This window comes from Polycladomyces zharkentensis (assembly GCF_016938855.1).
Classification (GTDB): domain Bacteria; phylum Bacillota; class Bacilli; order Thermoactinomycetales; family JIR-001; genus Polycladomyces; species Polycladomyces zharkentensis.
Genome location: NZ_JAFHAP010000008.1, coordinates 37,119 through 49,745 on the forward strand (window position 1 = coordinate 37,119; position 12,627 = coordinate 49,745).

Annotated in this window: 8 protein-coding genes; all 8 read left to right on the plus strand. The window is 55.8% G+C overall.

The window, feature by feature from the left end; translation table 11 throughout:
* The first annotated feature begins 161 nt into the window (after positions 1-161).
* Entirely contained in the window at positions 162-947 is a 786-nt protein-coding gene (gene uppS / locus JQC72_RS07460) for an undecaprenyl pyrophosphate synthase (RefSeq protein WP_205494376.1), read from the plus strand.
* 21 nt (positions 948-968) lie between these two features.
* Positions 969-1,769 (plus strand): phosphatidate cytidylyltransferase, encoded by an 801-nt coding sequence (locus JQC72_RS07465; RefSeq protein WP_205494378.1) that lies wholly within the window; start codon positions 969-971, stop codon positions 1,767-1,769.
* A 12-nt stretch (positions 1,770-1,781) separates the two neighbouring features.
* The gene (locus JQC72_RS07470; protein ID WP_205494379.1) at positions 1,782-2,933 is read left to right on the plus strand and encodes a 1-deoxy-D-xylulose-5-phosphate reductoisomerase; all 1,152 of its coding nucleotides are present in this window, start codon (positions 1,782-1,784) and stop codon (positions 2,931-2,933) included.
* Positions 2,878-4,251 (plus strand): RIP metalloprotease RseP, encoded by a 1,374-nt coding sequence (gene rseP, locus JQC72_RS07475; RefSeq protein WP_302104597.1) that lies wholly within the window; start codon positions 2,878-2,880, stop codon positions 4,249-4,251. The genes JQC72_RS07470 and rseP overlap by 56 nt, the downstream gene beginning before the upstream one ends.
* Positions 4,252-4,273: 22 nt before the next feature.
* Positions 4,274-5,995, plus strand: coding sequence for a proline--tRNA ligase (locus JQC72_RS07480; RefSeq protein WP_205494381.1), 1,722 nt, complete (start codon positions 4,274-4,276; stop codon positions 5,993-5,995).
* Positions 5,996-6,274: 279 nt separating this feature from the next.
* Positions 6,275-10,567, plus strand: coding sequence for a PolC-type DNA polymerase III (locus tag JQC72_RS07485; protein ID WP_205494383.1), 4,293 nt, complete (start codon positions 6,275-6,277; stop codon positions 10,565-10,567).
* 456 nt (positions 10,568-11,023) lie between these two features.
* On the plus strand, positions 11,024-11,485 hold the full coding sequence (gene rimP / locus JQC72_RS07490) for a ribosome maturation factor RimP (protein ID WP_205494385.1): 462 nt from the start codon (positions 11,024-11,026) through the stop codon (positions 11,483-11,485).
* Positions 11,486-11,508: 23 nt separating this feature from the next.
* Entirely contained in the window at positions 11,509-12,615 is a 1,107-nt protein-coding gene (gene nusA / locus JQC72_RS07495) for a transcription termination factor NusA (RefSeq protein WP_205494387.1), read from the plus strand.
* Positions 12,616-12,627 lie beyond the last annotated feature (12 nt).

Genomic DNA, 12,627 nt, shown 5'->3' on the forward strand with positions numbered 1-12,627 from the left:
AACCGTATTCCGAAGGCGTTTTCGCCGCGAAAAGGCGTTTGTTTTTTCGGGAAGCCCCTCTTCTTTAAGGATGAGGGGGTTTTTTTCAAATCATTTCTTGGGCAAACAGTTTGTATTATACTAGAGTTGTATTGCGACAGGGAATGTGCGGAGGAATGATCATGATCCAAACGTTGAAGCAATGGTTGACCGGTTATACCGAAGATACGAAACCGAAGGATGAAGATCGGCTGCATGCGCTGAAAAAGGGTCCCATTCCCCGGCATGTGGCCGTGATCATGGACGGAAACGGCCGCTGGGCCAAAAAGAGGGGGCTTCCCCGAATCGCCGGTCACCGCGAAGGGATGAAAACCGTACGTGAAATTGTCCGTGCGGCGGACGATTTGGGTATCCAGTCTCTGACGCTTTACTCCTTTTCAACGGAGAACTGGAAACGACCCAAAGATGAAGTGGAGTACCTGATGAAACTGCCCGAAGAATTTCTGAAAACGGATTTGGATGACCTGAAAAGGCGAAACGTCCGTGTGAAAATGCTGGGCCGGGAGGAGGACTTGCCGCCGCATACGCAGCGGGCCATGCGTACGTTTCAGGAGGAAACGAAAGAGAACACGGGTCTTACCCTGAATCTGGCGCTCAACTACGGTTCGCGGGCGGAAATCGTGTTGGCACTGAAACGGATTATAGAAGACGTGGAAACGGGAAAGATGGATAAAGACGAAGTCGACGAACAAACGGTGGATCGATATTTGTACACGGCCGGGCAACCGGACCCCGATTTGATCATCCGTACAAGCGGGGAGATTCGGATCAGCAACTTCATGCTGTGGCAGCTCGCTTATAGTGAATTGTGGTTCACCGAAGTGGCGTGGCCTGACTTCAATCGCGAACTGTTTTTTCAAGCGATCATGGATTATCAACAGCGCTCGCGTCGTTACGGGGCGGTATGATGAAGACAGGAGAGTTCAAGGATGAAGCAACGTGTGATCACGGGGGTGTTGGGCGCCGCGGGATTTCTCTTTCTTCTGTGGATGGGCGGTTGGTGGTACACCGGACTGGTCGGTCTGCTGGCCACGGTGGGATATGCGGAATACTGCCGGATGAACCGTGTGAAGTGGAACAGCCTGCAAGCAGCCGTGGGTTTCTTGTTGGTCTGGCTCCTGTTTTTGTCCGGACTGGTCTCGGTTGTCCCCCTTCCGTTCACGGGCGTTTTCCATTCACCCGAAAACATACTGATCGGTCTCATTCTCTTTTTTCTGTTGACGGTGTGGACCAAAAACCGCGTCAATATTCATGAGACTGCCTATCTGCTGGTCGGTGCGCTATACATAGGTTATGGTTTTTCGTTTATGATGCAGTTGATCTGGCGACATGATGGGTGGGCATGGACGCTGTTGATTCTGTTGATTACATGGACCAATGACTCGGGTGCCTATTTTGTCGGGAAACGGTTTGGCCGGCGCAGCTTGTGGCCGGCCATCAGTCCCAACAAGACCGTAGAAGGCTCCATCGGCGGCATCATGTTCTCCGTTTTGATGGGCGTGGTCGCCGGATGGATTTTGCCCATCGAGACCGAACCATTGGCCCTGTTGGGCATCAGCCTGCTCGTTGCGGTGACGGGCCAGTTGGGTGATTTGGTCGAATCGGCGTGGAAACGGACCACAGGGGTAAAGGACTCCGGCATGTTGCTGCCGGGACACGGCGGCGTATTGGACCGATTCGACAGCTTGCTGTTCAGTTTGATTGTGCTTAAAGTCTGTCAACTGATTTAAGGAGGAAGTTTCATGAGACATCTGGCCATTCTCGGTTCCACCGGTTCCATCGGCACCAATACGCTGGCCGTGGCGGCGGAGCATCCCGAGCAGTTTGAAGTGGTGGCGCTGGCAGCCGGAACCAATGTCGAAGAGATGGTGCGACAAGCAAACCGTTTTCGCCCCCGCCTGGTGTCCATGGCGACGAAGGAGGCGGCGGAAGCGGTACGGAGCCGGGTGGACGCCGGGATAAAAGTGATGTGGGGCGATGAAGGAGTGATGGCGGTCGCCACACATCCGGAAGCCGATTATGTCGTGTCCGCCATGGTCGGCAGTCGGGGGCTGCGACCGACGTTGGCGGCGATCGAGGCGGGCAAGGACATCGGACTGGCCAACAAGGAGACGCTGGTCACGGCGGGACATATCGTCAAAAAGGCGGCGGAACGCGCAGGTGTCACCATCTATCCGATCGACAGCGAACACTCGGCTATATTCCAATGTTTGAACGGGGAACGCCACACGGATGTGCATCGGATCATTTTGACGGCCTCCGGCGGGGCATTCCGGGATTGGACGCGTGAGCAATTGGCCGAGGCGACTCCGGAGGCGGCACTGAAACACCCCAATTGGTCGATGGGAGCCAAGGTCACCATCGATTCCGCCACCATGATGAACAAAGGGTTGGAAGTGATCGAAGCGCACTGGCTGTTCGATCTTCCGTACGACCGGATCGACGTGGTCATCCATCCGGAAAGTATCATCCACTCGATGGTGGAGTTTGTTGACGGTGCCGTGATGGCGCAATTGGGAACTCCGGACATGCGCGTACCCATACAATACGCGCTTACGTATCCGAAACGTCTTTCGCTCAGCACAAAACGACTGGATTGGGTCGAATTGGGCAGCCTTCATTTCCGACGGGCGGATTTTGACCGGTTTCCCTGTTTGAGAATGGCGTATGAGGCGGGACGAATCGGCGGCACGATGCCCACCGTTCTCAATGCCGCCAACGAAGTGGCTGTCGAACGCTTTTTGGCGCGGGAGATCTCCTTCCTGGAAATGGAGCAAGTCATCGAGCGGGTGATGGAATGGCACCAACCCATCACCGAACCTTCGTTGGAAGCGATCGATGAGGCGGACCGATGGGCGAGAAGCGTCGCCTACGATGACCGGGTACGCGTGTGAAAGCAAGGGATGTCCGGCAGACACGCCCTTGCCATTGAAAAACAAGGCGGTGATCGGGATGCAAACCATCTTGTCATTTGTCATCGTGTTGAGCATTTTGGTGTTCATTCATGAATTGGGACATTTCCTCTTCGCCAAACGGGCGGGAATCTTGGTAAGGGAGTTTGCCATCGGGTTCGGTCCCAAGATTTTCTCCCGTTGGAAAGGGGAAACCCTGTATTCGATCCGCGCTTTACCGTTGGGCGGCTTTGTACGGATGGCGGGGGAAGACCCGGAAATCGTCGAGTTGCAGACGGGCTCCGAAGTGGCGGTGGAATTGGATGATCAGGAACGTGTGACGGGACTCTTCTTCCCCACACATCCAAAGTACCAGTCCCTGCCCGTCAAAGGGAAAGTAACGGCAATGGATTTGGAGAAGGACCTGTTCGTCCGGCTGGAGACGGAAGACGGGCGTTCCCTGCTTTACGACGTTCATCCGCAAGCCTTTCTGTACCGCGATCAAAAGGAGAAAACACAGATTGCCCCTTTGGACCGGCAATTCAGTTCCAAAACACTGGGGCAGCGTGCGTTGACGATTTTGGCGGGACCTGTTTTCAACATCGTGTTGGCCGCTGTGTTGTTCATGGTTCTGGTCAAACTGACGGGTGTTGAATCCAAGGTGATTCACGATGTGGTACCCGGTTCACCCGCGGCCGAGGCCGGGTTAAAATCGGGAGATGTGATTCGCGCCGTGAACGGTCAATCGATCCGTGACGGTGACGATTTGCGGGAGAAGGTGCAGCAATCACAGGGACAACCGATGTTGGTCACGGTACAGCGTGGGGATCAGGTTTTTCAAACCAAGGTGAAACCGATCTGGAATCCGCAAATCAAGCAGTATCTCATGAATGTGCGCCTGGAACAGCAACCGGCCACCGCCACAGAAGTGGTGGTGAAGGGGGCGAAGGAGACCGTCATGTGGACGGACCGGATCTTTGAGGGGTTCGGCCAGTTGATCACAGGCAAAATTGGCATCCAGGCCCTGGGAGGACCGGTGCAGATTGCCTCCATCACCGGACAGGCTGCCGAAGCGGGTCTTCTCGCTTTGATCAGGTGGACGGCATTGCTCAGCCTGTATCTCGGCGTGTTTAATCTGTTGCCCATTCCGGCCTTGGACGGAAGCCGACTGGTGTTTATCGGATTGGAGGCCTTGCGTGGCAAACCGGTGGACCCGAACAAGGAGAGCATGGTTCACTTTGTCGGATTCGCTTTGCTGATGGTGCTGATGTTGGCAGTGACATACAACGACATCATGAAGGTGTTTTTCAGTCAACGTTGAAGGGTGAAATGAGGAGAGATCGATGAGGCAAAAAACAGCTTTGATACCTACCTTGCGTGAAGTTTCCGAAGCGGAGATGGTCAGCCATCGCCTGATGCTCCGGGCTGGCTTGATCCGCCAACTGGCGGCGGGGGTTTACACCTACATGCCGCTGGCATATCGCGTGCTGCGGAAAGTGGAACAAATCGTGCGCGAAGAGATGGATCGGACGGGAGCGCAGGAGTTGTTGCTCCCGGCGATGCATCCGGCCGAACTTTGGCAGGAAACCGGTCGGTACGAAACCTACGGACCGGAACTGGTCAAGCTGAAAGACCGTCACGATCGGGAGTTCGTATTGGGACCGACTCATGAAGAAGTGATCACCGATCTGGTGCGTCACTTCATCAACTCGTATAAACGCCTGCCGATGACACTGTATCAGATCCAGACTAAATTTCGTGACGAGCGACGTCCGCGGTCCGGTCTGTTGCGCGGTCGGGAATTTATCATGAAAGATGCCTACTCTTTCCACACGGACCGGGAAAGCTTGGATGAGACCTACCAAGCGATGTACGACGCCTATGTCAACGTGTTCACCCGTTGCGGATTGGATTTCCGCGCGGTTGAAGCGGATGCCGGCGCCATCGGAGGAAAGGGAACGCACGAGTTCATGGTGCTGGCCGAATCCGGTGAGGATACGATTGCGCTTTGCAATGACTGCGACTATGCGGCCAACATCGAAATGGCCGAGGTGGTGTTCAACGAACCGGCGGAAGTGACGCGCGGGGAGCGGCAGCCGGAGAAAGTGGCCACTCCGGGGGCGTCCACCATTGAAGAAGTGACGAAGGTGTTGGGCGTTGAACCCAATCAGGTGATCAAAAGCATCTTGTTCGTCGCCGACAAGGAGCCGGTGCTGGTATTGGTTCGCGGCGACCATGAAGTGAACGAAGTCAAGGTGAAAAACGCGCTGAATGCCTCGATCTGCGAGTTGGCCGACGAGGCGACCATCCGTCGCGTAACGGGGGCGCCGGTCGGTTTTGCCGGGCCGGTCGGCTTGAAGGAAAAAGTGAAAATCCTGGCCGACCGGGCTGTCAAAGTGTTGCCGGAAGCAGTGGTTGGTGCCAACGAAGCCGACGCGCACTTGATTCATGTGGTGCCGGAGCGGGATTTCCAGGCGGATCTGTATGCCGACTTGCGCAACATCCAGGAGGGCGATGTCTGCCCGCGTTGCGGCGGTTCCATCCGGTTCACCCGCGGCATTGAAGTGGGGCATGTGTTTAAGCTGGGCACCCGCTACAGCGAAGTGATGCGCGGGACGTTCCTGGACAAAGAAGGTCGGGAGCAACCGTATATTATGGGTTGTTACGGAATCGGCATCTCCCGGACGGTGGCGGCAGTCATCGAGCAACATCACGACGAAAACGGGATCATTTGGCCGTCCAGCATCGCCCCGTTCCAAATTCACCTGATCGCCGTCAACATGAAAAACGAGGTTCAGGCTCGTACGGCTGAACAATTGTACGAAGCGCTGACCCAGGCCGGATACGAGGTGTTGTTTGACGACCGGGAAGAACGTGCCGGTGTGAAGTTCAAAGACGCCGACCTGATCGGCATTCCGCTTCGGATCACGGTGGGAGCCAAAGCTTCCGAGGGATTGGTCGAATATAAATTCCGCCGGTCCGGGGAAAGTGGCGAGTTGGCGGTGCAGGAAGTGTTGGAGCAACTGCCGGAGTTGCTCAAACGCGTGGATCAACCCGCGACGTGAGGATCGACAAAACCCCCCGCTCATTTGTGCGGGGGGTTTCATTTTGCAAAGCTCTGACGTCGGTGACCGTGATGGATTTGATCATTTCCGATCACGACAGTGCGCAAAGCAGCTTCGCTTAGGGGAAGTTTCTCGCGATTTCATTCCTGTGCTCTTCCGGGTCTTCGCTCACCATGGAAAGTATTTGCTATCTTACGGATTTACCAAAGATGCCTAGTCGCCTTTCTCTCTTTCTGATACACTCTTAAGAGACGAAATGGTAGGGAGGTGAACCGGGCGATGTCTTCTGCGGCTCTCAAACTGGAGAAGTTGTTGGCGCATACCGATCTGTCGCCGGATTGGTGGAGTGAGCATTTTTCGGGTGCGTACATAGAAAAGGTTCGGGTCAGTCGCAAGAGACAGTCATGGACGATCTTTCTTCGCTTGCCCCGGTTGGTACCGCCGCATATCGTACAAGAGGCGCAAGAGCGGATTTCCCGGGCGTTTCAGGCGGTTGCCCGCGTTTCGCTCAAAGTTCGGTTTGATCATGTGGAAATGAGCCAGCTGTTGGAGATTTACTGGCAGGTGATCCGACATCACGTGGCTGAGAACGTGTCCGCCGCCGCTGCCGGTTGGTTGGGCAAAGCCAAATGGAACTGGGAACGGGATCGGCTCACCATCGTATTTCCCAATCCGATGATGTTGGATATGGCGCGGCAAAAACGGGTGGACGATGCCATCGCCTCCTATTTGCAGGAGCTTTCCGGCGGACGCATTTCGGTGATCCTCTCGAGTGAAGAGGCGGAAACGGCGGAGGAACGGTTCCGCGAACAACAGGAAGAAGCGTTGCGTGCATTGGTGGACGAAGCATTGGTCCGGCGCGAGGAAGCCAAATCTCAGTCGGTGGAACCACCTGCCCATGAGCCGGAGGAGCTGGCCATCGGGTACGACTTTCAGGATGAACTGATCCCGATCAAACGGATTCAGGAAGAAGAGCGTCGCGTCGCCATCAAGGGGGAAGTTTTCAACTCCGAAGTGCGCGAGCTGCGGAGCGGACGGACACTGTTGACGTTTAATCTCACTGATTTTACGGATTCGATTCAAGTCAAGGTGTTTGCCCGCGACAAGGAAGATGCGGCCATGCTCTCCCGCGTCAAAGACGGGATGTGGGTGAAGGCGCGCGGCTCCGTCCAGTTTGATACTTTTGCCCGTGAGCTGGTGCTGATTGCAAACGACTTGCGTGAGACGGAACCGGTGCGAAGAGTGGACACAGCCGAAGAAAAGCGGGTCGAGTTGCATTTGCACACGTCGATGAGTGCGATGGACGGTGTATACGATGCCGGTGACATGATCAAACGGGCGGCCGAGTGGGGCCACCCGGCGGTGGCGGTGACTGACCACGGTGTCGTGCAGGCGTTTCCCGAAGCCTACAGTGCGGGGAAAAAGCACGGTATCAAGGTGATTCTGGGTGTCGAGGCGTATGTGGTGGACGATGGGGTGCCGATTGTGATGAACGCCGCCCACCGTGAGCTGAAAGAGGATACGTATGTGGTGTTCGACGTGGAGACGACGGGCTTGTCCTCGATGCATGACACCATTATCGAGCTGGCCGCGGTCAAGGTGAAAAACGGCGAGATCATCGACCGTTTCGAGTCGTTTGCCAACCCGCACCGTCCGCTGACGGCACAGATTACGGAACTGACCGGGATTACAGACGACATGCTGGAAGGGGCACCGGAAGTGGAAGACGTGCTGTCCCGCTTTCTGGAGTTTGTCGGTGACAGCGTCTTGGTGGCTCACAACGCCCGTTTCGACATGGGCTTCTTGCAGATGGGAGTGAAGCGGATGGGGCGGCAGCCGGTGACCAACCCCGTCATCGACACGTTGGAATTGGCCCGCTTCCTCTATCCGGGGATGAAAAACTATCGACTGAACACCCTCTGCAAACAGTTTGACATTCATCTGGAACAGCATCACCGGGCCATCTACGACGCGGAAGCGACCGGGTACCTCACCTGGAAGATGATCGTCGACTGCTTTGAGCGGGATATCCGGTATCTCGATCAGCTGAACGATTTCACCGGTGACCGGGATATCAGCCGTTTGCGGCCGTTTCACGCGATCATCCTCGTCCAAAATGAAACCGGCCTGAAAAACCTGTACAAACTGATTTCGCTCTCCCATTTGAAATACTTCGGCAACAAAACACCGCGCATTCCGCGCAGTGAACTGGTCAAACACCGGGAAGGGCTGATCATCGGTTCCGGTTGTGAGAAAGGAGAGCTGTACGAGGCGGCTTTGCAAAAGTCACCGCAAGAAGTGGAAGAAATCGCGCAGTTCTACGATTATCTGGAGATCCAGCCGGTGGAAGTGAACCGCCACCTGATCGAAAAAGGAATCGTTGAAAGCGAGGAGCGGCTGCGCGAGGCCAACCGCTTGTTGGTGGAGATCGGGGAGAAATTGGGCAAACCGGTGGTGGCCACGTCCAATGCCCACTACCTTGACGAGTGGGATGCGATCTACCGCGAGATTTTGGTGGCCAACGACAACCGTTTCCGTCAAACTGATCCGTTGCCCAAAGCTTATTTCCGCACTACCGACGAAATGTTGGAGGAGTTTTCGTACCTCGGCGAGGAAAAGGCATTCGAGGTGGTGGTGGCCAATCCGCGCAAGATTGCCGACATGGTGGAAGAGCTGAAACCTTTCCCGGATGACTTGCATACGCCGATCATCGAAGGGGCGGACGAGGAGCTGCGGCGCATTTGTTACGAGACGGCAAAAAACATATACGGAGATCCGCTCCCGGACATCGTGCGCGAGCGTTTGGAAAAGGAACTGGGCAGCATTATCAAACACGGGTTTGCGGTTATTTATCTCATCGCTCATAAATTGGTGACCAAATCGCTGTCCGACGGATATCTGGTTGGATCACGGGGGTCGGTGGGCTCGTCTTTCGTGGCGACGATGAGTTCGATTACCGAGGTGAACCCCTTGCCGCCGCATTACATCTGTCCCAACTGCAAATACAATGAGTTCATCACTGACGGCTCGGTGGCGTCCGGTTTCGACCTGCCGCGCAAGGATTGTCCGGAGTGCGGGACGCAGCTGAAAAAAGACGGACACGATATTCCGTTTGAAACGTTCCTCGGATTTGAGGGAGACAAGGTGCCGGATATCGATTTGAACTTCTCCGGGGAATACCAGCCCCGTGCCCACAAGTACACCGAGGAGTTGTTCGGCAAGGATTACGTGTACCGTGCCGGAACGATTTCGACGGTGGCTGAAAAGACGGCGTATGGATTCGTGAAAAAATACCAGGAAGAACGCCAGCTCAACTGGCGCAATGCGGAAGTGGAGCGCATGGTGCGCGGATGCAGCGGAGTGAAGCGGACAACCGGGCAGCATCCCGGCGGGCTGATGGTCATCCCCAACAACCGGGAAGTGTACGATTTCACCCCCATCCAGCGTCCGGCGGACGATCCCAAATCGGAGACGATCACGACACACTTCGATTACCATGCGATCAGCGGCCGCCTGTTGAAACTGGATATCCTGGGCCACGACGATCCGACTGTGATCCGCATGTTGCAGGATTTGACCGGGGTGGACCCCAAAACGATCCCGACCGACGATCCCGAGGTGCTGAAGCTGTTCAGCGGAACCGAGTCACTCGGAGTGACCCCGGAGGACTTGGGCGGCAACACGATGGGTACCCTGGGCATACCCGAATTCGGTACCCGTTTTGTCCGTCAGATGCTGGAGGACACCAAGCCGACCACGTTTGGCGAGTTGGTCCGCATCTCCGGGTTGTCCCACGGGACCGATGTGTGGCTCAACAACGCTCAGGATCTGATCCGCAGCGGTACGGCGAAGCTGTCCGAGGTGATCTCCACCCGGGACGACATCATGGTTTATCTGATCTACAAGGGACTGCCCCCCTCCAAAGCGTTCAAAATCATGGAGAAGGTGCGGAAAGGGAAAGGTCTGACCGACGAAGAGGCCGATTTCATGCGGCAGCATAATGTGCCGGAGTGGTACATCGAATCCTGCCGCAAGATCAAGTACATGTTCCCCAAAGCACACGCGGTGGCTTATGTGATGATGGCCGTGCGGATCGCCTGGTTTAAGGTGTACTATCCGGCGGAGTATTACGCGACCTATTTCTCGGTCCGGGCCGACGATTTCGACCTGGAGCTGGTGCTCAAGGGCAAGGATGCGATCCGTCGGCAGATCGAGGAAATCCTGGAAAAGGGCAACGCCGCCACGGCCAAGGAAAAGGGCTTGCTGACCGTGTTGGAATCGGCGCAGGAGATGTTGGCCCGCGGCCTCAGGTTCGGCAACATCGATCTGTATCGCTCCGACGCCACCCGTTTCCAGGTGGACGGCGACCGCTTGTTGCCGCCGTTCTCCTCCGTCTCCGGCATCGGGGAAAACGCGGCGCGCAATATCGTGCAGGCACGGGAGCAGGGCGAGTTTCTCTCCATTGAAGACTTGCAGAAACGGAGCCGCATATCCAGCGCGGTGGTGGAAGTGCTCAAAAAACTGGGTTGTCTCGAGGGATTGCCGGAGAGCAACCAGTTGACGCTGTTTTAATGCGTGATCATGTCTCCGGTGCTCCTTTTCGTCTTACATCCGGGGTGCAGGGCGTGTCTGGTGAACCGGGTTCCATCATTCCCGACACGCTTCGCCTGCCCTCAAAGGACGAGCCAAGGAACGCTGCGAACCGATGCGCGCAGCGCTGGGCAAAGTCCCCGCTTGAGAGGGAATTGTCCAAAATGCAATTTCCGTGCATTGCCGGCAGGTGCTCGCCTGTGAAGCGCAACGACCCATAACCGGCCGCGCCTTCACCGGACACGCGTCAAGCATTCCTGCTCCTTTTTGCCACTGCATACCAGTTTCATTGCATCTGACAAAATGATTGTGATATAATGATTTTGGCTAAACTGTAGTGTAGATAACGTCCGGCCGAAAAGAGTGGGTCACAGCCCACTCTTTCGCTTTGTCGCACGGGTTCCGGACAAGAAAGGCACACATGAAGGAGGGTGCGGGTTGAGCCAGCAGGTAGTGGAAACGGTTGAACAGTTGGCGGCCCCCATTTTGGCAGCGGAAGGGCTGGAACTGGTCGACATCACGTTTCAAAAAGAGGGAAAGAACTGGTATTTGCGTCTGTTCATCGATAAAATCGAGGGGCGCGTCGACTTGGACGACATCAGCCGCGTCAGCGAAAAATTGAGTGAAGAATTGGACCGTGTTGATCCGATTCCCGGAGCCTATTTCCTGGAGGTCTCTTCGCCGGGGGCGGAACGACCGCTGAAAAAACCGCGGGATTTTGAGCGGGCAGTGGGAAAATTCGTTCACATCACCACGTTGGAGCCGGTCGCAGGGCGCAACAAGTTTGAGGGAACGTTGACCGCTTACGCGCCGGATGTGCTGACGGTCGAGGTCGAAGGCAAACCGGTGGAGATTCCGTTTGACAAAGTGTCGAAAGCACGGTTGGCCATTGTCTTTTAATCGAAGGGAGGAGAACGTTTCCGATGAATGCAGAGTTCATCGAGGCCCTCAATCAGCTGGAAAAAGAGAAAGGCATCAGCAAGGATGTGTTGATCGAGGCGCTGGAAGCCGCACTGATCTCCGGTTACAAACGCAATTTCCACTCCGCACAGAACGTGCGAGTGGACATCGACCGTGAAACCGGCGCGGTGCGTGTTTTTGCTCGGAAAACAGTCGTCGATGAGGTGACGGATCCGCGGTTGGAGATATCGTTGGAGGCCGCCAGGGAGATCAATCCCGCTTATCAGCTGGATGATATCGTCGAAATTGAAGTGACACCGAGAGATTTCGGGCGGATTGCCGCTCAGACCGCCAAACAGGTGGTCACTCAACGCATTCGCGAGGCGGAGCGCAATATCATCTACGACCAATTTGTCGATCGCGAAGAGGATATCGTCACCGGCGTGGTGCAGCGGGCTGATCATCGCCATTATTATATCGACCTGGGCAAGGTGGAGGCGCTTCTGCCGTACAACGAAACAATGCCGGGTGAGCGCTTCAAACAGGGCGAACGGGTGAAAACGTACATCACCCGCGTCGAGAAATCGACCAAAGGACCGATGATCTATGTCTCCCGTACACATCCCGGACTTTTGAAACGGTTGTTCGAACTGGAAGTGCCGGAAATCTACGAAGGGATCGTCGAAATCAAGTCGGTGGCGAGAGAAGCCGGCTTCCGTTCCAAAATCGCGGTGTCGTCCCGGGATGAACAGGTGGACCCGGTCGGCGCTTGCGTGGGACATCGCGGCATGCGTGTACAGACTGTGGTGAATGAGCTGCGCGGAGAGAAAATCGACATTGTCCGCTACTCCGATGATCCGCAGGAATTCGTGGCCAATGCGCTCAGTCCTTCCAAGGTGGTCAGTGTGGACATCCGGGAAGACGAGAAAGTGGCTCGCGTGGTCGTGCCGGACCATCAACTGTCGCTGGCCATCGGCAAAGAGGGGCAGAATGCCCGTCTGGCGGCCAAATTGACCGGTTGGAAGATCGACATCAAGAGCGAATCGGAAGCGTACGAAGAAGAAAATGTGGATGAGGTAACCGACACCTTGGAACCGGATGCGGAAACGGCGGAGGAAGAGAACGCATAAACCTTCATCGTA

Bases quoted from the DNA above. Each gene is read 5' to 3' on its own strand.
- uppS (WP_205494376.1), top strand. From the start codon at position 162: ATGATCCAAACGTTGAAGCAATGGTTGACCGGTTATACCGAAGATACG.
- JQC72_RS07465 (WP_205494378.1), top strand. From the start codon at position 969: ATGAAGCAACGTGTGATCACGGGGGTGTTGGGCGCCGCGGGATTTCTC.
- JQC72_RS07470 (WP_205494379.1), top strand. From the start codon at position 1,782: ATGAGACATCTGGCCATTCTCGGTTCCACCGGTTCCATCGGCACCAAT.
- rseP (WP_302104597.1), top strand. From the start codon at position 2,878: ATGAGGCGGACCGATGGGCGAGAAGCGTCGCCTACGATGACCGGGTAC.
- JQC72_RS07480 (WP_205494381.1), top strand. From the start codon at position 4,274: ATGAGGCAAAAAACAGCTTTGATACCTACCTTGCGTGAAGTTTCCGAA.
- JQC72_RS07485 (WP_205494383.1), top strand. From the start codon at position 6,275: ATGTCTTCTGCGGCTCTCAAACTGGAGAAGTTGTTGGCGCATACCGAT.
- nusA (WP_205494387.1), top strand. From the start codon at position 11,509: ATGAATGCAGAGTTCATCGAGGCCCTCAATCAGCTGGAAAAAGAGAAA.